The following is a 24,228-nucleotide window of genomic DNA, read 5'->3' as shown; positions in this document are numbered from 1 at the left end:
GTCTGAGGAAAAATTGAATGAGTGAATTGACTCATGATGGTGTAGAGCGCCAACCGCTCCACTTATTTACAGAAAATGCTTATCTCAACTACTCCATGTACGTCATTATGGATCGTGCATTACCTTTTATTGGAGATGGGCTAAAACCTGTGCAACGTCGCATCGTTTATGCGATGTCAGAGCTTGGTTTAAGTAATACCGCTAAATTTAAAAAATCAGCCCGTACTGTTGGTGACGTGCTAGGTAAATATCATCCGCATGGTGATAGTGCATGTTATGAAGCAATGGTACTGATGGCTCAACCGTTCTCTTACCGTTATCCGTTAATTGATGGACAAGGTAACTGGGGGGCACCGGATGATCCAAAATCTTTCGCTGCGATGCGTTATACCGAGTCACGCCTTTCTAAATATTCACAAACATTATTGAGTGAATTAGGTCATGGTACGGTAGATTGGATCCCTAACTTTGACGGCACGATGCAAGAGCCGAAAATGTTGCCAGCACGCTTACCTAATATTGTGCTTAATGGCACAACGGGTATTGCTGTTGGGATGGCAACGGACATTCCACCGCACAATGCGCGTGAAATAGGGCAAGCTTTAGTCATGCTTTTAGATAACCCTGATGCAGGGTTATCTGACGTGATGCAATATGTTCAAGGCCCTGATTATCCGACTGAAGCTGAAATTATTACTGCTCAAGACGATATCAAAAAGATTTATAAAACAGGACGTGGCTCTGTCAGAATGAGAGCAGTGTGGCAGAAAGAAGAAGGATGTGCGGTGATCACGGCATTACCTCATCAAGTTTCTGGTGCCAAAGTACTTGAGCAAATCGCTGCATTGATGCGAGCAAAAAAACTGCCTTTAGTTGAAGATTTACGTGATGAATCTGATCATGAAAATCCTACTAGACTTGTTATTGTTCCTCGTAGTAATCGCGTCGATTTAGAACAAGTGATGTACTACTTGTTTGTGAATACTGATTTAGAGAAAAGTTATCGCATTAACCTAAATATGATTGGGTTAGATAACCGCCCAGCAGTAAAAGGGTTACTGACTATTTTAAACGAATGGTTAGTTTATCGTCGCCAAATAGTGACAAACCGCTTAAATCATCGTTTAGAAAAAGTTTTACGTCGCTTAGAGATCCTCAAAGGTTTATTAATTGCTTATCTCAATATTGATGAAGTGATTGAAATTATTCGTCATGAAGATGAGCCAAAAGCAGAATTAATGCGTCGTTTTGAGTTATCTGATATTCAAGCTGAAGCTATTTTAGAATTACGTTTACGTCATTTAGCCAAACTGGAAGAGATGAAACTAAAAGGCGAAAGTGATGAGCTTGAAAAAGAACGCGATAGTATTGAGAAATTATTAAGCTCACCACGTCGTTTAAATACTTTACTGAAAAAAGAAATTGAAGCCGACGCAAAAGAATTTGGTGATGATCGTCGTTCACCTATCCGCCCTCAAGAAGAGGCGAAAGTAGTGAATGAGCAAGATATGTTGCCATCAGAGCCTGTCACCATTGTACTTTCTGAAATGGGCTGGGTACGTAATGCAAAAGGACATGATATTGATCCTAGAGGCATGAGTTATCGCGCTGGGGATAGTTATCACAGTGCCGTACGAGGTATGAGTAATCAGCCTGTTCTGTTCCTTGATTCCACCGGGCGAAGCTATACCTTGAGTCCAAATGATATGCCTTCAGGACGTAGCCAAGGCGAACCATTAACCGGTAAGTTAACTTTCCCACCTGAAGCCAGTGTGAAATACATGTTAGCGGGAAGTGCGGGACAAGAATATTTACTGGCAACAAAAGAAGGTTATGGCTCAGTTCTTTCCTACGATGAGATGGAAACGAAGAATAAAACAGGTAAAGGGCTACTAACCGTTTCTGAAGAGACTGAATTATTAGCACCACTCTTAGTTGATCCTCAAAAGAAAAATGAGCAACACTGGTTTATTATCATCACTGATAAAACACGTATTTTAGCCATTTCAGCCGAACAACTGAATGAAATGAATAAAAAAGGACGTGGTACACGTCTTGTTGCTTTAGGAAAAGAACAAGGTGATGTGATTGAACAAATGCTGTTTGCACCTAAAGATGAAGCATTAATCTTTACTGTTGATGGTCAGCAAGAAGTGCTTAAAGCAGAAGAGATCAACTATTTTAGCGGTAATGCGGGTGATGAACCTATTCCGTTAAAACATCTACATCCTGAAGCAGTTACCGTCATTATGTCTGAAAAAGGACTTATTCGTTGTCAAAAAGGACATAGTATCGATGCTAAATCGGTTGGTTTTAAATCCGGTGATGATTATTTTGATGCTGTTGAAGGGATGAGTAATCAACCAGTACACTTAATTGACACCACAGGTCAAAGCTACACCGTTGATGTTGATGCATTACCTTCGGGACGTAGCAAAGGTGATGCGCTAACTGAGCGATTAAAAGTCCAGAAAGGTGCACAATTACGTCATGTTGTTATGGGCGAAAATACGGATAAGATCGTAATGGCATCTGATGCTGGTTATGGTTTTATCTGTCAGGTTGATGATTTAACTTCTAAAAATAAAGCAGGAAAATCATTACTGACTTTACCTGAAAATGCATTACCATTACCACCACAACGCTTGAACAATGAGCTCACTGATCTCATTATGATCATTACTAAAGGCGGTAGAATGCTGATTTTTGAAGCATCGGAATTACCAACGATGGTAAAAGGAAAAGGAAATCAAATGGTTTCTATTCCGGCGTCACAAGCCGCAAGTGGTGAAGATAATGTCGCTTGGTTACGTGTATTACCTGAAAATGCCTCTGTTACACTGCATTTTGGTAAACGTAAAATAACCATGTCGATGAATGAGCTAGTTAGCTTTAAAGCAAAACGTGGACGTCGAGGAACCTCTTTACCTCGTGGTGCTCAAGTTATCGATCATATTGATATTGAAACAAATTAAATCTAATACTTAATTGATATTGAGTGGGTCTGGTTGACCCACTTCTATTTAGGACGCTAAAACTTATGTTAGCCATTATTCGAGGCATCATTGTCATTCTTTACACCATTATTGTGGTGACGTTTGGAATGATCTATTGCATGTTTTCACCAAGAAATCCTAAGCATGTAATGACTTATGGACGCTTATTCGGCAAGTTATCTACTATTTTTGGTATCAAACTCGTTGAGCGCTTTCCAAAAGAAGCAAAAAGTTATGGTCCAAGTATTTATATCGGAAACCATCAAAATAATTTTGATATGGTAACGATGTCAAATGCGGTTCAACCTAATACCGTTACAGTAGGTAAAAAAAGCTTAATTTTTATTCCTTTTTTTGGTCAATTGTATTGGATCACGGGGAATATTTTAATTGATAGAGCAAATCGCTCTAAAGCGCATGGCACTATTTCACAAGTTGCTGATCAAATTAAATCGAAGAAGATTTCTGTTTGGATGTTCCCAGAAGGAACTCGTAGCCGTGGCCGTGGATTATTACCGTTTAAAACGGGGGCATTCCATGCTGCCATTCAAGCGGGGGTACCGATTATTCCTGTTTGTGTTTCAACAACGCAGGGTAAGATCAAGCTAAACCGTTGGAATAATGGTTACGTTATTGTTGAAATGTTACCTCCAATTGATGTTTCAAAATACACCAAAGATCAAGTTCGAGAATTAGCTGAAGATTGTCGTCAAATTATGAAAGCGAAAATTGAAGAGCTAGATAGAGAAGTTGAAGAAATGAATAAACGTGATTTTCCCGGTAAGTTAAATTAATACTTCTTTTAGTTTCTTTGTTAGTACGAATATAAGCCTGATCTTCATATATTCGTCATACTTTAAGGTGCAACGTTGTTGACTAAGCTCATTTGCACTAGTCACACACTTATGTATGTGACTAGCGACTCACTCACTTGTCGCCTAGTTGCACCTTAAATTATTTAGAGTATATATTTTTATGTATTCCAGTTGTTGCCTAGCTGCATTTTGAATTATTTAGCGTGCTGGTTATCAACTATTTTTAGGATTTATGTCACATCCGCGCTATTATGCTCCCGTAATTTCATTTAAGTCCTTTTGTCTTTAAATCACAGCAGCTTTTTTCCTGTCACAGCATTTTGATTATGCAATAGGAATATTTGTATTTTGTTGCGGAGAAAGTATGTCATTTAGTCGTCGCCAGTTTATTCAGGCTACAGGCTTAGCGGTATGTCTGGGCTCTATATCTTCTGTTCGTGCTGAATCAGTTAATGATAAAAAATTACCTATACCGCCATTGTTGGAATCGCGTCGTGGTCAGCCACTGTTCTTAACTTTGCAAAATGTGCATTGGGCGTTTAATGGTACTCAAAAAGCGGAAGTTTGGGGGATCAATGGCTCAACTCCGGGACCGACAATCAAAGTCAAAAGTGGCGATGATATAAAACTGATTTATAGTAACCGCCTTAATGAAGCGGTATCAATGACGGTAAGTGGCTTATTAGTTCCGGGCACTCAAGTCGGCGGGGCTGCAAGACTAATGTCACCTGGAGCTTATTGGTCGCCGGTATTGCCTATTCGTCAGAAAGCAACAACATGTTGGTATCACGCCAATACGCCGTTTAAAATGGCTCCTCATGTTTATAATGGATTGGTCGGAATGTGGATTGTGGAAGATGAAGAGAGCAAATCCCTACCGCTACCAAAACATTATGGAGTGAATGATTTTCCGATCATTATTCAAGATAAACGGATTGATAATTTTGGCACGCCACAATACGACAAAGAAGCTGCTAGTGATGGCTTCTATGGTGATACATTGCTAGTTAATGGACGTGAAGATCCTTATATTGAAGTCTCTAGAGGTTGGATCCGCTTACGTTTAGTTAATGCATCTAATGCTCGTCGTTATGAACTCACTGCAAATGATGGTCGTTCACTTTACCTTATCGCTTCTGATCAGGGGTTATTAACATCCCCTGTAGAATTGAAATCAATTCCAATGGCTCCTGGGGAGCGACGTGAAATATTGGTTGATATGTCTGAAGGTGGTGACGTCACCATTACCGCAGGGCAAAGTGCCGGCTTTATGGATAGGCTCCGTGGTATTTTTGAGCCTTCTGATTTATTACGTAATACCAATATACTAACTATTAAACCAACCGGATTAATGTCATTAATGACAGACAAAGTTCCTACGCAATTAGCGGTAGATGATACACAAATTACTACCTCTATTCAGCCTAGAACTATTCAACTGCATAACAGTCCACCGGGAATAAATAATGCTCGTTGGGAACTTTCAAGAATTGATTTAGTGGGTAAGCAAAATGGCTGGGAGCGTTGGCTTGTAACAGTACCGACACCGCAACCATTCCATATTGAAGGTGCCCGTTTTAAAGTGATTAATCATAATGGTCAGAAACCTGCACCCGCCGATTTTGGTTGGAAAGATACTGTTTGGATTGAGAATCAAAGTGAATTGCTAGTGGAACTAAAACAGCCTTCTTATTCGCATTTCCCTTTCCTGTATTATAGCCAGTTATTAGAAAATGCAGATAAAGGTATGGTAGGTCAAATGGAAGTCACGCCTTTAGAATAAAGAACAGTAGTAACATTCAATTAAAAGAAAAACAGTATTTTTAAAATAAAGATACTGTTTTTTTATATTAAAAATAATCTAGATTGTTTTTTTAGACTAAAGTTAAATAGAGGTAAGTATTCTTAAAAACAAATTGTTAATCAATTTGATATTTTGTTTATTTATTTAAGTTCTCTTTGTTTAGTTGACTTAAATATTGTCATTAATGAGGCTAATATTGAAATAGGTTAATTTTGCTTGTTTGTAATATAATAAAAAGTGTTCTATTCTTGTTTAATCTATCTATTAATTTGTGATTATGTAGTCAATCTATCTATTTTTATGGTGTTAAATCATATTTTTGAGATGCCCTTCAAGTAATTATTTTTCTAGAAACTAGAGAATCTTCACGTCTTTTATTTTTGATCCTTAATTAATGTTATTAAATTTTAATATAACTGAAGGTACAGAATGAACAAAGAAATAGCTTTAAGTCATCATCACAAAATGAATAAAAAAAATAAAATAAATAAAAATGTATTCCAACTTTCTCTTGTTGCATCAGCGTTGCTTTTTTCTGGATATTCTGTGGCATATTCAGAAGCTGGGCAAATAGGTGATACAAAAAGTTGGGAAAGCCAAGAGTATCAAAAAGACTGGGGACTTGCTGCGATGAATGCCTCTAGTGCTTATGCGCTTGGTTTTCATGGGCAAGGTGCCAAAATCGGTGTGATGGACTCAGGTGCATTATTATCACATCCTGAATTAAATGATGCGCGTTTCCATGCTGTTAAAGCCAAAGGCCAATATGGTTCAACAGGTATGCGCTATCCTCAAAAATTGGGCGGGCATTATGAAAAAGGTCAAGCCTTTGATGTTGATGGAGGCTGGATCAAAGGTGTGAATGATACACACGGAACACACGTGACAGGCACGGTAGGCGCAAGCCGTGACGGTAATGGCATGCATGGGGTTGCATGGGGTGCTGATGTTTATTTAGGAAATACGGGGGCAACAGATAGCAATAACTACGGCCCTTATCAAGATTACACCTATTTCTATACTGGTTGGAAAGCGATGGTTGATGCAGGCGCTCAGGTGATTAATAATAGCTGGGGTACTAACCCTCGAATTATTAATACAGTTCCGACTAAAGGCCCAGATGGTGGTAATACCACCGAACATATGCCTGTAGATACTACTGCACAAACAGAATACGAATATTTCTACTTTAAAAAAGTCTATGGTGATAAACCATCCTTTGTTGATGCCGCTTATGATGCAGTAAAAGGCACAAATGTTGTTCAAGTCTTTACAACCGGTAATCGCGATTTTGCCCAGCCTTATTATCGTCCTCTTTATCCTTATTTTAATCCTGAAGCAGAAAAACATTGGATCGCTGTTGCCGGTCTTAAACAGAATGCCGACAAGTCAGGTTATGAATTAGAAAAAATCTTTAATGAAGCGGGGAATGCGAAATGGTGGACGGTGGTTGCTCCGGGTCGTTACATTTATTCGTCAGTTGTTGATGAAGAGGGAAATGCAGGTTGGGATACCTTTAGTGGTACATCCATGGCAGCACCTCATGTGACTGGTGCAATGGGCGTATTAATGTCTCGTTACGGCTCTATGAATGCGATGCAAGTGCGTGATGTGATGTTTACAACGGCCAATCACCGTAACCCAGATGGATCTTTATATGATAGTTGGACTGCGGCTGAAGGTACGCCGGATGTGCGTTATGGTTGGGGTACACCAGATTTAGATAAAGGGATGTATGGCCCGGGGCAATTCTTAGGTAAATTTGAATATAACTTAAGCATGACACCGCTTGATGTCTGGACAAATGATATTTCACAAACCGCATTAGATTTACGTGAACAAGAAGATCTCGCATGGCTGAAGGAATATACAGATAAAGGCATTGCTGCTGGTGGTGATTATAATCTAGGAACGGATTTTGTTATCAATGATGGTAATCCAGATCCAACCTCGCATATTGTAAGTAAAGAAGATGCTGAAAAATGGCGTAAAGAGTATTACCAAAAACGTGCTGATGCTATTCAAGCTAAAATTGACGCCGGTTTATATGATGGTGCGTTAGTTAAGAAAGGTGAAGGCACATTGGTGATGACTGGCGATAATACTTATCGTGGCGGTACAACAGTCGAGCAAGGAACGTTATATGGCTTTACCGAATCGTTTGGCACTGAAGCTGTTAATGTTAATGGCGGTAAATTAAGTGTTATTGATCGCTATAACGATACCTTTACACAACAAGGCCAATTGGCATCAAATGAGAGTCATAAAGCTAATATTAATATTAATGATAAAGGTACATATTTGGTGACCGTTGGGCATGATGTTAATGTCGGTGATATGTCCTTAAATAAAGGGGCAAATTTAGATGTTGGTGCAGATAATGAAGGTCAGTTAAAAGATATTTATCTGAACAATACTGTTGCGACAGGTTCCGTTAATGCAGACAATTTAGTTGATAATCGTACTAAAACAAAAATGTTAGCGAATAATAGCGTGGTTGCAAATAGTGACTATGCGTTATTTGATAAAAATGTTTCTGTAAAAGACAACACAATTACAGGTACATTAAGTAAAAAAGAAAATACCTCTTTAGCCACTTTTGCTAACAATGAAAATGGTCGCTCTATTGCGAATACATTGGATAGCACAGGTCGTGGCGATTTATTCAATGCAGTATTACCAATGAATGAAAGAGATCTGAGCAAGACTTATAATTCATTGGGGAGCGATATGTACCTTAATGCAAACAGTGCGAGTGTCGTAAATGTTTTAGGGTTAACTCGTACAGTGAAAGATCAAGCTATGGGTATTGGTCAAGGTCGCTATGCTACATTGGATAGCAGTAACGCACGTATTTGGATGACAGGTATTGGCCAATGGGGTAATACTGATTATGGTCATAGCAATATGGATGTTGATTTCTATGCAGGGTTATTAGGCGCAGAAATTGATGTGACTGAAAATACGAAAGCGGGTCTCTTCTTTGGTGCAGGTTCAACCAAATATAAAGGTAATGAACACGGTAAAATAGACAGCAATGATATCCATATTGGTGCTTATGGGGTGTCTAATTTGTATGATGTGGCTTCATTAAATTATGGTTTCACACATACTAACCAAGATAGAGATGCAAAAAGAACACTTTGGGTAGGACAAAATGCAGGTTATAACTCTACAAGTTATGATGCAAAAATTACTCAAATCTTCTTAGAAGGTGCTTATACTCAATTTAATACTAATCAATACGCTATTGAGCCATATGCAGGATTTAGCTGGTTGCGTGTATCAACTGATGATATCAATGAAAATGTCGGTAATATGAAATTTACCACTAAGACTGATTCACAAGATATTCAAGTCGGTACTATTGGTTTACGTGGTGGATATCCGTTTATGGCTGGCAACGTTAATATGGCTTTAAAAGGCGATATTTCTGCTAGCCATTTATTTGGTGATAATCGCCCTGAATCACACCTCTTCTTGTCAAATTCTGGTGATGCAACATTACGTGGTGGCAAACTGGATAATCTATTTGGTGTTGGCTTTGGTGTTGATGCGCAATTAAGCAAATCAACAACTTTCGGTATTTCTTACCAAGGTCAATATAATAGTGATATAAGCTCAAGTGGTATTAATGCAACACTGAAAGTTAATTTCTAAATCTTATTTGTTATTTTTTTGATATTGAAAGCCCTTAGTAATAAGGGCTTTTTTTTGTATTAAAGTTAATATTAATATTTTATTTTTAAATGACAAGAGAGGAAGGGACTATGACTATTATTAATGATGCTACTTTAAAAGATATAAAATATATTATTCATTATAAAGGAGGAATGAGTAATGGTAATTATGGTATAAAGGATTTAATTGATAAAATCGATAATATAAATAGGAGTTTTATTTTCTCATATAACAAGAGAGGTTTTTTTCAAAAAGTCTTTGATTTTATAAAAGAAATAATGAATGTTAAAATAAATTGTGATTTTATTTTGAATTGTGATAATTATGAGAAAATAAATAAATTTTATTTTTTAAAATCATTGAAAAATAATGAGGTTATTAATTCTGATAGAATTACAATAGACTATTATAATCTTAATAATAAAATTTCCTCGTTTTTACAACGGAAGATGAAAAATGGTGTGGATGAAAGAGAATATATTAATATCTATCTGAAAAATAATGTAAAAACGAAGGGTGACTTCTTGTTGCTATATTCAACTCTAAATAAATTGATGAGTTCAATAGAAAATAAAAAGAATGAAAGCAGATTAAAACAAACTGACGATGAGGGATGTTTTAAATTTATATCAAGAAATGATCTTTTTTATAAAGAGAGTATTTTTAATCTGCTAGACTCTATTTATGGAGATGGAGAGAGTGAAGCGAATGAAATTATAAAAATAAAAAATATAAGTAATTTAAAAAGAATTAATACAACAAATAAAGAAGTTCATATTAACAATCTAATTAAATTCATTCATCATTTAAAAGAAAAAGAGATGAGGAATGAAATATTTCTATTAAAATTAGAGAACACATTGAAAAATATAAAAATGGCTCTTGATTCTTTTGGAAATAATAAAAATATACAGATTGTCGGTGATAATTTGAAAGCATTATTGCCATCCTATATGCAAGAAGCAATGATGAATAATAATAAATTAATTAATTTTGATTTTGAGGTGTATGAAAAATTTGATAACAGTAATGATATATATAAAGATAAAATAAAATTAATTTTTGATGAGTACAAAGTGAATAATAGACAAAAAACAGCATACATTAAAAATATTATCAATGAGTTAGAGCTTAATGATGTTAATATTAATAACTATCTACAGTTTAATAAAAAATTATTAAATGATTTATTACTTTATTTGAAATAAAATATATCATATAGCTTGCGACTATATGATATTTTATTTTTTAACTTAACGCGACTTTAATACCTAAACCAATCAGTACTACACCTAATACTTTATCAATCCCTTTTTGGACTTTATTAAGCACTTTTCTGACAGGCGCACTTTGAATTAATAAAACCAATAAAGGCCAGTAAACTACGGCTAAGCCCCAAATAATAAAGGCATACCATAATTTTTCACCGATGCTTGAATCAACACTTAATACTTGAGTGAAAACGGCAAGAAAGAACAAAGTGGCTTTAGGGTTGAGTAAATTACAGAGAAAACCTTGCATAAAAGCTTTCTTAAAGCTGATTTGTGAATGTTGCGTTGTTTTATCATCAATCGAATGATTAGATTTCGAGAGCAAACTCTGAAAGCCAATCCATAGCAAATAAGCAGCACCTGCATATTTTAAAATGGAAAAGAGCCAAGGTGTTGTAGTGATAAGAACAGCAATACCGGCAACACAATATGACATATGTACAAGTAATGCTGCCACAATTCCCATTGCAGTCATCATTGCTGCAGATCGTTGATAACGTGCTGCATTTTTTACAACGAGAAAAAAGTCAGGACCTGGTGAGATCATACCGAGTAAAGCAATTGTAAAAACAACTAAAGAAGTTTCAAGCATAATAGCGCCTTGTATATAACAATATTATAATGATTGAATCTTATATGATTAAGTTAACACTTCGAGTATAAAGCAATTATTTATTATCAAGGAAGCATAATTTGTATCGACTCAGGTTTTAGCTTTACGTATAGTGTGAACAGTTTTTTCCCATCTTTACCCGTAGGTGTGTAAATGAATATTAGTTTAATCGCAGCATTAGCGATGGATCGCATTATTGGTATGGAAAAGGCAATGCCTTGGACATTACCGGGTGACCTCGCATGGTTTAAAAAAAATACGCTAAATAAACCCGTTATTATGGGGCGGGTGACTTATGAGTCTATTGGACGTCCTTTACCAAATCGTCTTAATATTGTTTTGAGTAGTCAGCCTGGAACAGATAGCGATGTTATTTGGGTTAAATCTGTAGAGGAAGCTTTACAAGCCGCTGAAAATCATGAAGAAATCATGGTTATAGGCGGCGGTAAAGTGTACGAGCAATTTCTGCCTATGGCAAATACACTTTATCTAACACACATCGATGCTGAAGTTATCGGTGATACAACATTCCCAGATTATGAACCTGATGAGTGGGATTCTACTTTTATGGAATACCATGAAGCAGATGAAAATAACTCACATAACTACTGCTTTGAAATATTAAAAAGAAGAAAATAACAAGAATTAAATAAAAAGGGAGATTTAATATCTCCCTTTTTATTATTCCTATTTTATTCCTATAAAAATAATAAGAAGTAAAATTTATTATTCTACTTAAATATTTTTATAAAAAGAGATTTATTTTAAGCTAATCATTATTTATATTTTAATAAATTCATTTTATAAGAATAATATATGAGATATTAATCGATATAGAGATTTTTTATTCTTAATATCGTATTTTTTATACTTATTTTATTATGAAAAAAAATAACATATTGATTATTAACGATTAAATTTATAGTTGTTTAAGGGTGTTCGTTTTTGTATATAAAATGTTCTCTTTAGAATAAAAAAGAGTCATTTAGGTAATATATGAGGGTAAAACCCATATCGCGCAAAAGGCAATGTCGCCATTTTGCGCAAGAAGAAGTAAAGGGATAATAAGTGCGTTATTTGGGGGCTGATAGGCTAGATTGAGTGAAGTATTGTTTGTCTTCCCAACGTAAACAAGTGAGATTTCCACCCCAGCAACATCCCGTATCTAATGCATAAACATTATCAGGAGTGCCTTTTCCTTCAAGAGAGGCCCAATGCCCAAATACAATGCTATAACCTTCAGGTAACTGGCTTGGTAAATCGAACCAAGGCTTTAATGGTGCAGGAGCGTCTTGTGGTTTATCTTTACAAATCATATCAAGCTGGCCATTGGGAAAGCAGTAACGCATACGTGTGAGTGCATTAGTACTGAAGCGTAATCGTGCTAGCCCCGAAAGTTCTGGTGACCAATTGTTTGGTAAATCGCCATACATTGAGTTAATAAATAAAGGGTAGCTATCACTACTTAAAATAGCTTCAACTTCACGAGCACACATTTTGGCTGTTTCTAAATCCCATTGTGGCGTGATCCCTGCGTGAGCCATGATGATTTTCTTGTCTTCATCAACTTGCAATACAGGTTGGCGTCTTAGCCAATTAATTAATTCATCTGCATCAGGCGCATTAAGTAAATTATTCAGCTTATCTCTTGGTTTATTGCGACTAATTTTTGCAAAGACACCTAAAAGATGAAGATCATGATTGCCCAAGACGAGTTTAAGTGAAGAGCCTAAGCTTTTTACAAAACGAAGTACTTCAAGCGAGTCAGGGCCTCGTGCAACAAGATCCCCCGTTAGCCATAATGTGTCTTGCGCAGGATCAAAGCTGACTTTATCAAGAAGGTGGCGCAGTTCATGGTAACAGCCATGAATATCACCAATTAAATAAGTTGCCATAGTTAGTTTATCAATGTTGGAAGTGCAAGGCGGAAAACAGGGATCTCTATTTGAAATAATCGACCATCAGTGTCTATCATTTCATAATGACCTTCCATTGTTCCCATTGGTGTTTCAAGAACGGCACCACTGGTATAGCGGTATTGTGTGCCAGGCTCGATAAGCGGCTGTTCGCCGACAACACCTTCACCTCGAACTTCAGTGGTATTACCTTGTGCATTGGTGATCAACCAATAGCGACGCAGGAGGCGAATTGCACATTTATTCAAATTATGAATTGATATGGTATAAGCAAAAACATATCGCTCATCTTCAGGGGAAGATTGGCTTTCAATGTAAACGCTTTGTACCTGTATCGCCACTTTTGATGAGGTGAACATAGTGCCTCCTGTCTCTGGCTTTATCTTATGCTTGTGAGTCTTGCTTTTGAGATAACCAGTTTGCCACTTTGCAGTATTGCTCAACAGAGATATTTTCTGCTCTTGCCGTTGGATCGATATCAAGTGCTATCATATCTTCTGCTGTAAGTAATCCACCTAAGCTATTGCGTAGTGTTTTACGGCGTTGATTGAATGCTTGGGCGGTAATACGACTAAGCATGGCAATATCCGTTACTGGGTATGGCTTTTCTTTGTAAGGGATCAAACGAACAACCGCTGAATCAACTTTAGGTGCCGGTTTAAATGAAGTCGGTGGTACTTCAAGTACTGGGATGATTTGGCAATAATATTGCGCCATCACACTTAAGCGACCATAAGTTTTGCTACCGTGACCTGCAACAAGACGATTAACCACTTCTTTTTGGAGCATAAATGTCATATCAGAAATTGCATCAGCAAAACTGAATAAGTGGAACATAAGTGGTGTAGAAATGTTATAAGGCAAGTTACCAAAAACACGCAGAGGTTGCTGACGCTCTTTTGCTAATTGTGCAAAATCAATCGTCATTGCATCTTGCTGAATAATGGTCAGCTTGTCTTTTAATGTAGGATGAACTTCTAAACGAGCGGCTAAATCACGGTCAATTTCTACAACCGTCATTTTATCCATTCTTGCGCCTACTGGTTCTGTAATTGCACCTAAACCAGGACCAATTTCAACGATGGCTTCACCTGGTTGAGGATAAATGGATTCAACAATACTTTCAATAATATAGCTGTCTGTTAAAAAGTTCTGCCCGAAGCGTTTGCGGGCAAAGTGCCCCTGATGGACTCTATTATTCATTACAATTTTGTATCATATTAATGGCTAAATTTAATGCGGTGCAAAAACTGCCAGCATCTGCGCTTTTCGTACCTGCAAGCTCAAGGGCGGTGCCATGATCAACAGAAGTACGGATAAAAGGAAGACCGAGAGTGATATTCACGGCACGACCGAAACCTTCATATTTTAGCACAGGTAATCCCTGATCGTGATACATCGCTAGTACCGCATCAGCATGTGTTAAATATTTTGGTTGAAATAACGTATCAGCAGGATAAGGGCCATGAAGATGAACGCCTTGCTGACGTAATTGTGCTAATGCAGGCTCAATAATATCAATTTCTTCACGTCCCATATGACCGCTTTCTCCTGCGTGAGGATTAAGGCCACAAACGTAAATTTGAGGTTCTGCTATACCAAATTTGGTTTTTAAATCATGGTTTAAAATAGTGATAATTTCATGCAGAAGTTCGCCTGTAATTGCATCCGCCACATTTCGTAATGGTAAATGTGTGGTTGCTAATGCAACTCTTAATGTATCTGTTGCGAGCATCATAACAACGCGTTCACAGTGGCTACGATCAGCAAAAAACTCGGTGTGTCCTGTAAAATGCACACCTGCGTCATTGATAATGCCTTTATGAACCGGCCCTGTCACGAGTGCTGCAAACTCACCACTTAGGCAACCGTCACAAGCACGCGCTAATGTTTCTACAACGTATAATCCATTGCGCGCATCTAATGTACTTGGAATGACATTAGTGTGAAGTGTGATTGGGAGTACACAAATTTGGCTTGGTGTGTGTATTTGAGGTGGCGTGGCAGGATCGTATTCAACTAATGTAAGAGGCAGGTTTAACAATTCTGCTCTTGTTTTAAGTAACTGAGGATCAGCACAAACAACCCAAGGTAAATCCCAACTCATTTGTGCTAATGAGATAATTAGGTCAGGACCAACCCCGGCTGGTTCGCCGGGGGTGATAACAAGTGGTTTTATTTGCTTAGTTTGCATTATTCTCGTTCATTATTTTCACATAAGCCCCTACTCGTAGCTCTTGCATCCAGTTTTGTACTTCTTCATTAAATTTACGGTTGAAGAGTAAACGGTATGCTTGTTCTTTATTGGCGGCATCTGTTTTATCAACACTACGAGTGTCTTCTAATTCAATTAAATGCCAGCCAAAATTAGAGCGAACAGGTTGGCTTAATTCATTTTTATTTAAGCGCATTAACGCATCACGGAATGCCGGATCGTAAACATCAGGCATTGACCATCCTAACTCACCACCACGTAATGCTGAACCTGGATCTTCAGAGTACTCTTTTGCAGCATCAGCAAACGTCGTTTTACCACTGCGAATATCGGCAGAGATCTGCTGTAACTTAGCATAGGCTTGCTCGTCACTCATGATTGGTGAGCTTTTTAGCAGAATATGACGGCTTTTAACTTCCGTAACAGAAAGGGTATTAGAACCACCACGAATATCGTTAACTTTGATAATGTGTAAGCCAACACCAGAGTGAATAGGTCCTACGATTTGGCCTTTTTGCGCATTTGTTAACTCTTTCGCAAATAGCGTTGGTAATTCATCAATAGATGCCCAACCCATATTACCGCCATTTAAAGCTTGCGGATCAGCAGAATAAGTGGCAGCTAATTTACCAAAATCTGCACCATTTTTTAGCTGATTCATAATACGTTTAATGACTTGCTGGGCTTTTTCTATTTCAGCTGGTGCTGGATTTTCTGATAATGGAACTAAGATGTGGCTCAGGTTTAAATCAACACTTTGGCTTGCTTGGCCTTCAATTTGCTTAGCAAGAGAATCAACTTCTTGAGGTAAAATAGTAATACGGCGACGCACTTCATTGTTACGAACTTCGGCTAGCATCATCTCTTTACGAATATCTTGGCGATAATCATTGTAAGAAATACCATCCGCTGCGAGACGCTTTTTCAGTTGATCAAGTGAAATTTTATTTTCAGCAGCAATACCCTGAATTGTAGATTCTACTGCGGCATCAGGGATATCAATTTGCATTTGTTGTGCCATTTGCAAAATGATGTTATCCATTACCAAACGCTCTAGAATTTGTTGGCGAAGAACTTGCTCATCTGGCATTTCTTGACCCGCATTTTTTGCGTTCATTTTGACAGTCTGTAGCATTCTATTGACGTCACTTTCTAGAACGACACCGTTATTGACGATAGCCGATACACGGTTTAATTCTTGTGCAGCAAATGTTGTTGAGCTGGTAGCTGCACCGACCGTGATCATTAAGCCGATAAACAGCGTTTTCCAATTTTTCATAAGTTTCCCGTTATGTGTTTTCCGCATCTTGTTGCGGGATGACATATTTATTCAGCCAATTCCGTAGTCTGATTAAATCAGAATGCTCTTTGATAAGGTAAGATACCGCGTTCAAGCATTTTCTGGCTACCCAAACTATGATTGTTACTTAGGCCTCTGAGTTCCACATTGACAGACCATTTATTATCAATATCGCTGTGGTCAACTTTCCAGCCAACAATTTTTCGTTCATAACCCACATTCACAGCCCAGCAACACGTGTTGTATTGTAGACCAACCATTTGGCTAACAGGCTCTGATTCTTTGGTATCAAAGTAATAAGCTCCCACAAGACCCCAGCGTTCAGCTAATGGCCAACTACCGACCACGCCGACTTGAGAAATACCTTTTTGGTATTCAGGTAGTGGTTGCATTTTTCCATCATAAGGGCGAACGCGTGTTGCTTGAATATAATCGCGATCCACATAGCGATAGCTCAACTGTAAAAGATGATCACTATCTGCACGATATTCCATTATAGCATCACCCATTGAAACGCTACCTAAGCGACGGTCATACTGTAAACCTCCGCGCATACCTACGGTATCAGTAATACGCCAATAAGCATCACCCGCCCAGACCATAGAGCCACTTTCATCTTTACTGTTAATTATTTCACCAATAGAAGATGGACCGGTTCTTGGGCGCTCAAAGAAGTAGATTTGACCTACAGAAACGTTAAAACGTTCAACTAATTCGCTATCATAAAAACGCGAAGTAACGCCCGTTGTTAATTGGTTTGCAGAAGCAATACGGTCTAAACCACCATACATTCTATCGCGGAATAATCCGCTATAGTTTGACTGTAATAATGCAGAGTCAAAGTTGTTGATGTTAGATTGGTCTTTATAAGGGACATAAAGATATTGCACGCGAGGTTCGAGGGTCTGTGTAATATTATTGGTTTGATATTGGCGTTCAAAAACCATTTTCATATCAGACTTAAACTGTGGCAATACACGGTTTACATTATCGTCTAATTGATTAGGATTCTTTTGCTTATACGCATCAGGAATATCTTGATCGTAATGAGTTGCCATTATTTTCAATTCATTATTAAAGCTTGCCCAACCCGTAGACGCAGGAAGTGAAAGCGTTGGCTCAATATGGAAACGATTTGCTTCAGGAGTGTTATCTCCTACACTGGTAAAGCGAACAAATTGAGCGTAAGTACGGAAATCAAATGGCCCTATATCATTCTTATAATAATTGAGATCAAGCTGTGGCTCTGCACGATAAGCCCTAGCATCTTTATTATCAGAGAAAACTTGGAACTGTTTAGTCGTTAATGTGGCATTCCAGTTCTGTTGTGCATAACCGGTACTAAATTTCTGAGTCGCATAGCCATCAGTGGTATTACCGTATTGTGAGGTAAAATCAGTGAAGTATTTATTATCACTGACTTTTGTGTAATCGACATTAAATCGCCACACATTGTTCATGACGCCACTATGTCCCCAGTAGAATAACCAACGTGTTGCAGAATCACGAGGAAGATAGCCTGATTTATTTTCTGCTTTATCTTTATTGTATTGGCTATCGTGGTTAATCCAATCAACAGCAATCGTACCGCTTCCTGGCTTGGTTAAATAACGGAACTCATTGTCTAATTTTAAACCACGACGACTGATATAGTTAGTCGTAATGGTTGCATCATAATTAGGAGCTATATTCCAGTAATAAGGTAGCTGGAAATCAAAACCTGAGCTACGGGAATAGCTTCCGTTAGGAATTAAGAAGCCAGAGCGACGTTTGTCGCCAATCGGTAATTGAAGGTAAGGACTATAAAAGATAGGCACGTTGGCTACACGAAAACGTGCATTCCAGATTTCAGCAACTTGCTCTTCACGGTCTAAAATAACCTCTGAGCCGACAACGCTCCAGCTATCATCTCCCGGTAGACAAGACGTGAACATACCTTTATCCATAATGGTATAGCGGTTTTCGCCACGCATTTGCATTTTATTTGCGTAACCACGACCTTGGCGGCCAACCATTTGGTAATTACCTTGTTCGATATCCGTATCTTTATTGTTAAGATTAGACCAAGCGCGAGGCCCTTTTAAGATGATCTGAGGATCATCATAAGAGACATTTCCCGTTGCTGTGACCATTCTTAATGGGGTTTCTCCCTCAGTTTGTGTTAGTTCAACACTGTCTGCACTTAAGGTTTGGTTGCCCTGTTTAATATCAACATCACCTTTATATTTGATCATGCGAGGATATTCACCTTGCATATCATTTGCAGTGATAGTGACTGGCAAGCTGTTAGGATCGCCTTGTACTAACGGTTTATTATAAACAGGAACTCCCAGTAAACATTGGGAGGCAAGATCAGCGTAAGCAGGCTGACCATATATTGTGGCCCAAACTAGGGTGGCCAGCAGTGTGGGATAACTTTTTTTCATAAGTATTTATGTGCTTCCGTCATCAGTGGCTTCGTGCTGATAAACAGCTAGAAACTAACGCAGGGAGTTATGCGACACCAGCCCAACGTTCTGAACATTGTTCTAACGGTAACCGAAAAATAGGTCTAATTCCCATTTTTTCGATGTTTCTGTGTTGAAATAGCGTTATAGCCTTATTAGAAACAAAAAAACACCGCGCTGATGCGGTATTTCGTGCTGTATAACAACGCTAAAGTTATTTGTTTGGTCACTCATTTTACTTTAACACAATTTAAACGAAAACAGCATTACCTCTGTCCAAAGAGACACAGCAAATCTCTTTATTTTAAGAAAAAGTTTATTTAGAGGTTGCTTGGTGTTAGGTGTGCAAGCAAATGAATAGTATGATAATGCAAAATTGCAGGCAGAGCATCGAAGATTTGAGGAGTCTATGCGCTATTGGGGAAAATTATTAGGCCTTACCATTGGTAGTTTTGCTGGAATAGGCTTTTGGGGCATTGTTATTGGTGTTTTTCTTGGGCATCTCTATGACATGCAACGAAGTAAATTAGGAAGTGGTGGTCGCTATACGCGTGATAGACAAGCTTTTTTCTTTGCTGCAACCTTTCAAGTTTTAGGGCACTTAACAAAATCAAAAGGGCGAGTGACTCAAACCGATATCTCTCTTGCCAGTGAATTGATGGATCGCATGAATCTGCATGGTGTTGGTCGCCAAGCTGCACAACAAGCTTTTAGAGAAGGTAAATCAGCCGACTTTCCATTAAGAGCCACATTGCAACGAGTTAGACAAATTTGTGTTGGGCGCCGTGACTTACTTCAGATGTTTCTGGAAATCCAATTACAAGCCGCTTTTGCGGATGGCCAACTGCATCCAAATGAAAGAAAAATGCTGTTTATCATTATTGATGAGCTAGGTTTTTCTCGTGCGCATTTTGAACATATATTAGCAATGATGCAGGCTGGTCAGAATTTTCATTATCAAAATGGACAGGGCTATCAGCCTCACCCTCAAGGCCCAACGCTCTCTGACGCATGTAAGGTACTTGGTGTCGATGAGAATGATGATGTTAAAACCATAAAAAGAGCTTATAGAAAATTAATGGGAGAACATCATCCAGATAAACTTGTAGCGAAAGGTTTGCCACCAGAAATGATGGAAATAGCAAAACAAAAAGCACAGTCTATCCAAGTTGCTTATGATTTGATAAAAAAAGAAAAAGGATTTCGTTAACATATTGTAAAAGAAGATGAGAAAAGAGAGAATTATTCCGTGATAGAGATAACTTAGACTGAGTTGAGTTTATTATTTATCACGGTAAAATATAAGTGAAATTTAATTATTTCATTCTCTCTTCTCTTAAAAAAGGAACTCTATTCATGTCAAACGTCCGTGTTCTTGTTGGGGTTATGGGATTAGCACTTTGTCTGCTCCTTGCTTCATTGAGTTCAGTGACTGTTTTAGTGTCATAAGGCACTAAAAATCGGCAAGGCATTCAAAATGTATCGGGGATCGAAAAGCAGGATGCGTAATAAATAATTCCTGAGCATGTAACTGCAGGCGAGGTGCCATCGCTCTTGCCTGCGGGTGTGCATAAAAGCGATCCCCTAAAATAGGATGCCCCAACGCTAACATATGTACCCGCAATTGATGTGAACGCCCAGTAATTGGTGAGAGTTTCACTCTTGTTGCATTCTCTTCATATTCCAACACTTCATAAAAAGTTTGTGCCGCTTTCCCTGTTTCATGACAGACTTTTTGTTTTGGTCGATTAGGCCAATCACAAATTAAAGGTAAATCAATCAATCCTTCTTCTTTTTCGATATGTCCCCAAACACGTGCAATATAGGTTTTTTTGGGTTCACGTTCACGAAATTGACGCTTTAGCTCACGCTCTGCTTCTTTATTTAGTGCCACAACGATAACGCCACTGGTTGCCATATCAAGGCGATGCACACATTCAGCATTAGGAAATTCTGCTTTAATGCGCGACATAATACTGTCGTTATGCTCTGGCGCTTTGCCCGGCACTGATAGTAATCCACTGGGTTTATTGACGGCAATAATATGCTCATCTTGATATAAAACATGTAACCAAGGATCCGTCGGCGGGTTATACACTTCCATCATAGTGGGTATCTCATCAAAACAACGGGGAGTAAAATACTCCCCGCTTTAACGGTGACTATTGGTGGGTAACAACAATGAGGCGAATTGAATCTAAACGCCACGTTGCTTCATCTAAATGGTTAAGAATATGAGCACGTTCATTTTCAATAGCTTCGACTTCATCATCACGAATATTTGGGTTTACCGCACGTAAAGCTTCTAAGCGTGATAATTCATGAGTCAGCACGCGATCGGCTTCTTCTTTCGCTTTTTGGATAAGTTCTTTTGCTTCGACTTCCATTAAAGGTTCAGAAGTTTTAAGTACATGGTGAACTTCACTTTGTACTGCATTGACCAGTTTGCTTGAAGTATGACGATTAACCGCATTTAATTGACGGTTAAAGCTTTCAAACTCGACTTGAGATGCAAGGTTATTACCTTTCAGATCAAGTAATAAGCGAACCGGTGTGGCCGGTAAAAAACGGCTTAAATGAAGATGTTTCGGCGCTTGAGCTTCTACGACATAGATGAGTTCAACTAACAGTGTTCCCACTGGCAAGGCTTTATTTTTTAATAAAGAAACGGCACAACTTCCTGTATCGCCAGATAAAATTAAATCTAAGCCGTTACGGATAATTGGGTGTTCCCAACTGATAAATTGAGTATCTTCACGAGATAGCGCTTGTTCTCTATCAAATGTGATAGTGCAACCATCTTGCGGTAACCCTGGGAAATCAGGTACTAACATATGATCGGATGGTGTTAAAATAATTAAGCTATCACTGCGATCTTCTTGATTAATACCGACGATATCAAACAAATTCAGTGCAAAGTTCACTAACTCAGGATCGTTATCTTGAGCTGCTATTTCACCGGCTAATTCAACGCCAACTTCACCCCCGTTAGAATGCATTTCTAATAAACGGTCGCGGCCTTGTTCAAGTTTGAGTTTCATTTCATCATGTTGTTTACGACAAGCAACAATAAACTCATCAAAATCAGTTAATTCATTAGGTTGGGCAAGGTAAGAGATGAGAGCATCATATTTGCTATCATAAATAGTACGACCTGTTGGACAAGTATGTTCAAAGGCATCTAAGCCTTCGTGATACCAACGTAATAATACAGATTGAGCCGTACCTTCAAGATAAGGAATGCTAATATCAATGTCGCGATTTTGACCAATACGATCGAGACGACCAATACGCTGTTCGAGTAAATCAGGGTTAAAGGGAAGATCAAACATAACCAGTTGATTAGCAAACTGGAAGTTACGTCCTTCAGAGCCAATTTCTGAACATAGTAGAACTTGTGCGCCTTCTTCTTCAGAAGCGAAATAAGCCGCTGCGCGATCGCGTTCAAGTAATGACATGCCTTCGTGGAAGACGGCTGCACGAATACCTTCACGCTCACGTAAAACTTGTTCTAGTTGCAGTGCTGTTGCTGCTTGAGCACAAATCACTAGGACTTTTTCATTACGATTTGCCGTTAAGAAACCCAGTAGCCATTCAACACGAGGGTCAAAGTTCCACCATGTTGCGTTTTCACCTTCAAATTCTTGGTAAATACGCTCAGGGTAGAGCATCTCTTTTGCACGAACTTCGAGGCTTTTTTTCGCTGCCATAATCTCAGCTACTTTAATCGCAGTTTGATATTGTGTTGGCAGTGGCATTTTTATCGCGTGAAGTACGCGATTTGGGAAACCTTTAACACCCGAACGTGTGTTACGGAATAACAAGCGACCTGTTCCATGTCTGTCCATTAACATATGGATAAGTTCTTGGCGAGATTTAGTACGTTCTTCACCTTGAGTATTCGCAGCTTTCAGTAAAGGCTCAACATCTTGCTCGCTGATCATTTCACTAATGATGTTTTGTTGTTCAGTATTTAAATCATCTTCTGATAGCAAAATTGAGACAGCATCGGCAACAGGGCGATACTTTTGTTGCTCATTAATGAATTCGTTGTAGTCATGGAAACGGTTTGGATCAAGTAGACGTAAACGAGCGAAGTGGCTTTCTTGACCTAACTGCTCTGGGGTTGCCGTTAATAGCAATACAGAAGGAATAGATTCAGCTAACTCTTCAATCACTTGATATTCACGGCTTGGAGCATCTTCACTCCAAACAAGGTGATGAGCTTCATCAACAACTAACATATCCCATGTTGCTTCAACCAAGTGTTCAAAGCGTTGCTTGTTTTTACGCACAAAATCTAAAGAGCAGATGATCATCTGTTCTGTTTCAAATGGATTATCGCTATCTAATAAAGATTCGCTATAACGGCTATCATCAAACAGTGAGAAACGTAAGTTGAATCGGCGTAACATTTCAACTAACCACTGATGTTGTAAGCTTTCAGGCACAATAATCAGCACTCGCTCAGCACGACCATCCATTAATTGCTGGTGGATAATCATACCGGCTTCAATCGTTTTACCTAAACCAACTTCATCAGCTAATAATACGCGAGGGTTATGACGTTTACCCACTTCATTGGCGATATAAAGCTGATGAGGAATGAGGCTGGCGCGAATACCACGTAAACCACTTTGTGCTTGCTTAAACTGTTCACTCATAAATTTACGAGCACGGTAGCGTAATGCAAAGCGATCCATACGGTCGATTTGACCGGCAAAAAGGCGATCTTGAGGCTTATTAAATGTGAGTTTGTTATCTAAGAACACTTCGCGTAATTGTGCAGGCTCTTCAGTGTCTAAACGCACACCATGGTAGATAAGTAGGCCGTTATCTTCTACAACGTTATCGATGGCGAGCTTCCAGCCTTCGTGACTGGTGACGGTATCGCCTGCATTGAACATCACCCGCGTTATTGGTGCATCATGACGGGAGTAAAGGCGGTTTTCGCCACAGGCAGGAAAAAGTAAGGTGACCATGCGGGCATCAACTGCCACAACAGTACCTAGTCCAAGCTCGCTTTCAGTATCGCTAATCCAACGTTGACCAAGAGTAAAAGGCATATATATAAACTCAGCTCTCAAATATATAATTAGGAATTATTAATGAATGCAGTATTGCGGTGTTGTCATTAAAATCTGCGGGATAAAAAGTGCTTATTCATTGA

At 38.4% G+C, this 24,228-nt stretch carries 16 protein-coding genes and 1 pseudogene; 8 read left to right on the top strand and 9 right to left on the bottom strand.

Annotated features, from left to right (window positions below; all coding sequences use genetic code 11):
• Nucleotides 1-17: 17 nt before the first annotated feature.
• The 6 genes and pseudogenes from parC to QSH13_RS12520 all read left to right on the top strand — a co-directional run.
• Nucleotides 18-2,198: pseudogene (gene parC, locus QSH13_RS12545) on the top strand (DNA topoisomerase IV subunit A); the annotation flags it as partial.
• 51 nt (nt 2,199-2,249) lie between these two features.
• Nucleotides 2,250-2,975 (top strand): DNA gyrase C-terminal beta-propeller domain-containing protein, encoded by a 726-nt coding sequence (locus tag QSH13_RS18590; protein WP_369961596.1) that lies wholly within the window; start codon nt 2,250-2,252, stop codon nt 2,973-2,975.
• A gap of 65 nt (nt 2,976-3,040) precedes the next feature.
• The gene (locus QSH13_RS12535; protein WP_109396219.1) at nt 3,041-3,790 is read left to right on the top strand and encodes a 1-acylglycerol-3-phosphate O-acyltransferase; all 750 of its coding nucleotides are present in this window, start codon (nt 3,041-3,043) and stop codon (nt 3,788-3,790) included.
• Nucleotides 3,791-4,175: 385 nt separating this feature from the next.
• Complete coding sequence (gene ftsP, locus QSH13_RS12530) at nt 4,176-5,594, top strand: cell division protein FtsP (protein WP_109396218.1); 1,419 nt, start codon at nt 4,176-4,178, stop codon at nt 5,592-5,594.
• Nucleotides 5,595-6,044: 450 nt separating this feature from the next.
• Nucleotides 6,045-9,275, top strand: a complete 3,231-nt coding sequence (pta, locus tag QSH13_RS12525) for an autotransporter Pta (RefSeq protein ID WP_286039229.1) — start codon at nt 6,045-6,047, stop codon at nt 9,273-9,275.
• 110 nt (nt 9,276-9,385) lie between these two features.
• Nucleotides 9,386-10,504, top strand: coding sequence for a hypothetical protein (locus QSH13_RS12520; protein ID WP_286039228.1), 1,119 nt, complete (start codon nt 9,386-9,388; stop codon nt 10,502-10,504).
• A gap of 40 nt (nt 10,505-10,544) precedes the next feature.
• Here the strand turns inward: QSH13_RS12520 and QSH13_RS12515 are convergent, their stop codons facing one another.
• On the bottom strand, nt 10,545-11,159 hold the full coding sequence (locus tag QSH13_RS12515; RefSeq protein ID WP_196544588.1) for a LysE family translocator: 615 nt from the start codon (nt 11,157-11,159) through the stop codon (nt 10,545-10,547).
• A 174-nt stretch (nt 11,160-11,333) separates the two neighbouring features.
• Here QSH13_RS12515 and folA point away from each other — a divergent pair, with 174 nt between their 5' ends.
• Nucleotides 11,334-11,819 carry a type 3 dihydrofolate reductase gene (gene folA, locus QSH13_RS12510; RefSeq protein ID WP_109396214.1) on the top strand — a complete coding sequence of 162 codons (486 nt, stop codon included), beginning with the start codon at nt 11,334-11,336 and terminating at the stop codon, nt 11,817-11,819.
• A gap of 434 nt (nt 11,820-12,253) precedes the next feature.
• Here the strand turns inward: folA and apaH are convergent, their stop codons facing one another.
• From apaH to lptD, 6 genes are read right to left on the bottom strand one after another with little or no spacing between them, the layout of a single operon-like run.
• On the bottom strand, nt 12,254-13,075 hold the full coding sequence (gene apaH, locus QSH13_RS12505; RefSeq protein ID WP_109406930.1) for a bis(5'-nucleosyl)-tetraphosphatase (symmetrical) ApaH: 822 nt from the start codon (nt 13,073-13,075) through the stop codon (nt 12,254-12,256).
• 2 nt (nt 13,076-13,077) lie between these two features.
• Nucleotides 13,078-13,455, bottom strand: a complete 378-nt coding sequence (apaG, locus tag QSH13_RS12500; RefSeq protein WP_006535978.1) for a Co2+/Mg2+ efflux protein ApaG — start codon at nt 13,453-13,455, stop codon at nt 13,078-13,080.
• Nucleotides 13,456-13,480: 25 nt separating this feature from the next.
• Nucleotides 13,481-14,299, bottom strand: a complete 819-nt coding sequence (rsmA, locus tag QSH13_RS12495) for a 16S rRNA (adenine(1518)-N(6)/adenine(1519)-N(6))-dimethyltransferase RsmA (RefSeq protein WP_088494662.1) — start codon at nt 14,297-14,299, stop codon at nt 13,481-13,483.
• On the bottom strand, nt 14,292-15,290 hold the full coding sequence (gene pdxA, locus QSH13_RS12490; protein ID WP_286039227.1) for a 4-hydroxythreonine-4-phosphate dehydrogenase PdxA: 999 nt from the start codon (nt 15,288-15,290) through the stop codon (nt 14,292-14,294). Before pdxA ends, rsmA begins: the two co-directional genes overlap by 8 nt.
• The gene (gene surA, locus QSH13_RS12485; RefSeq protein ID WP_109396211.1) at nt 15,280-16,617 is read right to left on the bottom strand and encodes a peptidylprolyl isomerase SurA; all 1,338 of its coding nucleotides are present in this window, start codon (nt 16,615-16,617) and stop codon (nt 15,280-15,282) included. The genes pdxA and surA overlap by 11 nt, the downstream gene beginning before the upstream one ends.
• 50 nt (nt 16,618-16,667) lie before the next feature.
• The gene (gene lptD, locus QSH13_RS12480) at nt 16,668-19,037 is read right to left on the bottom strand and encodes an LPS assembly protein LptD (protein ID WP_196544408.1); all 2,370 of its coding nucleotides are present in this window, start codon (nt 19,035-19,037) and stop codon (nt 16,668-16,670) included.
• A 430-nt stretch (nt 19,038-19,467) separates the two neighbouring features.
• Between lptD and djlA the strand changes: the two genes are divergently transcribed.
• Nucleotides 19,468-20,268 carry a co-chaperone DjlA gene (djlA, locus tag QSH13_RS12475; protein WP_109396209.1) on the top strand — a complete coding sequence of 267 codons (801 nt, stop codon included), beginning with the start codon at nt 19,468-19,470 and terminating at the stop codon, nt 20,266-20,268.
• Nucleotides 20,269-20,511: 243 nt separating this feature from the next.
• Here the strand turns inward: djlA and rluA are convergent, their stop codons facing one another.
• Both rluA and rapA read right to left on the bottom strand, forming a co-directional pair.
• Nucleotides 20,512-21,165, bottom strand: a complete 654-nt coding sequence (rluA, locus tag QSH13_RS12470) for a bifunctional tRNA pseudouridine(32) synthase/23S rRNA pseudouridine(746) synthase RluA (RefSeq protein ID WP_109396208.1) — start codon at nt 21,163-21,165, stop codon at nt 20,512-20,514.
• Nucleotides 21,166-21,220: 55 nt separating this feature from the next.
• Nucleotides 21,221-24,124, bottom strand: coding sequence for an RNA polymerase-associated protein RapA (rapA, locus tag QSH13_RS12465; protein WP_109396207.1), 2,904 nt, complete (start codon nt 24,122-24,124; stop codon nt 21,221-21,223).
• Nucleotides 24,125-24,228: the final 104 nt, after the last annotated feature.

Origin of the sequence: Proteus faecis (assembly GCF_030286765.1) — a bacterium.
In the GTDB taxonomy this organism is placed as follows: domain Bacteria; phylum Pseudomonadota; class Gammaproteobacteria; order Enterobacterales; family Enterobacteriaceae; genus Proteus; species Proteus faecis.
Note: the sequence above shows the minus strand (reverse complement) of the source record. Positions and strands in the feature narration are given on the sequence as shown.

Excerpts from the sequence above, each read along its gene's own strand:
- apaH (WP_109406930.1), bottom strand. The coding sequence starts at position 13,075 with ATGGCAACTTATTTAATTGGTGATATTCATGGCTGTTACCATGAACTG.
- djlA (WP_109396209.1), top strand. The coding sequence starts at position 19,468 with ATGCGCTATTGGGGAAAATTATTAGGCCTTACCATTGGTAGTTTTGCT.
- ftsP (WP_109396218.1), top strand. The coding sequence starts at position 4,176 with ATGTCATTTAGTCGTCGCCAGTTTATTCAGGCTACAGGCTTAGCGGTA.
- QSH13_RS12520 (WP_286039228.1), top strand. The coding sequence starts at position 9,386 with ATGACTATTATTAATGATGCTACTTTAAAAGATATAAAATATATTATT.
- rapA (WP_109396207.1), bottom strand. The coding sequence starts at position 24,124 with ATGCCTTTTACTCTTGGTCAACGTTGGATTAGCGATACTGAAAGCGAG.
- folA (WP_109396214.1), top strand. The coding sequence starts at position 11,334 with ATGAATATTAGTTTAATCGCAGCATTAGCGATGGATCGCATTATTGGT.
- rluA (WP_109396208.1), bottom strand. The coding sequence starts at position 21,165 with ATGATGGAAGTGTATAACCCGCCGACGGATCCTTGGTTACATGTTTTA.
- surA (WP_109396211.1), bottom strand. The coding sequence starts at position 16,617 with ATGCGGAAAACACATAACGGGAAACTTATGAAAAATTGGAAAACGCTG.
- QSH13_RS18590 (WP_369961596.1), top strand. The coding sequence starts at position 2,250 with ATGTCTGAAAAAGGACTTATTCGTTGTCAAAAAGGACATAGTATCGAT.
- QSH13_RS12515 (WP_196544588.1), bottom strand. The coding sequence starts at position 11,159 with ATGCTTGAAACTTCTTTAGTTGTTTTTACAATTGCTTTACTCGGTATG.
- apaG (WP_006535978.1), bottom strand. The coding sequence starts at position 13,455 with ATGTTCACCTCATCAAAAGTGGCGATACAGGTACAAAGCGTTTACATT.
- QSH13_RS12535 (WP_109396219.1), top strand. The coding sequence starts at position 3,041 with ATGTTAGCCATTATTCGAGGCATCATTGTCATTCTTTACACCATTATT.
- rsmA (WP_088494662.1), bottom strand. The coding sequence starts at position 14,299 with ATGAATAATAGAGTCCATCAGGGGCACTTTGCCCGCAAACGCTTCGGG.
- pta (WP_286039229.1), top strand. The coding sequence starts at position 6,045 with ATGAACAAAGAAATAGCTTTAAGTCATCATCACAAAATGAATAAAAAA.
- pdxA (WP_286039227.1), bottom strand. The coding sequence starts at position 15,290 with ATGCAAACTAAGCAAATAAAACCACTTGTTATCACCCCCGGCGAACCA.
- lptD (WP_196544408.1), bottom strand. The coding sequence starts at position 19,037 with ATGAAAAAAAGTTATCCCACACTGCTGGCCACCCTAGTTTGGGCCACA.